This window comes from Corallococcus praedator, assembly GCF_003612125.1.
GTDB classification, from domain to species: Bacteria; Myxococcota; Myxococcia; order Myxococcales; family Myxococcaceae; genus Corallococcus; species Corallococcus praedator.
In genome coordinates, this window is sequence record NZ_RAWI01001206.1 from 1 (window position 1) to 418 (window position 418).

Below are 418 nucleotides of genomic sequence, written 5' to 3' on the forward strand. Positions count from 1 at the left end.
GCGGGGTACGAGGGCGACGGCGTGACCTGCACCGACATCGACGAGTGCGCCGCCGGTACCGACAACTGCAACGAAAACGCCACCTGCACCAACAGCGGGGGCTCCTTCACCTGCGCCTGCAATGCGGGGTACGAGGGCGACGGCGTGACCTGCACCAGCATCGACGAGTGCGCCGCAAGCCCCTGCCTGAACGGTGGCACCTGCATCGACGGCGTGGGGAGCTACACCTGCAAGTGCGCGCCCACCTACGAGGGGAACATCTGCCAGTCTTGCTCCGGCACCCTTGGGGACTGCAACGGGAACTCGTCCGACGGCTGCGAGGTGAACCTCCAGAGCGACGCCAATAGCTGCGGCGCCTGCGGCATCGTGTGCTCGACGGGCCAGATCTGCTCGAACGCCACCTGCCAGACCGCCCCCA

Annotated in this window: 1 protein-coding gene; it reads left to right on the forward strand. The window is 67.7% G+C overall.

Features of this window, described 5'->3' with window-relative positions:
• On the forward strand, nucleotides 1–418 hold a 418-nt coding region (locus D7Y13_RS43755; protein WP_279637215.1), incomplete at both ends, for an EGF domain-containing protein.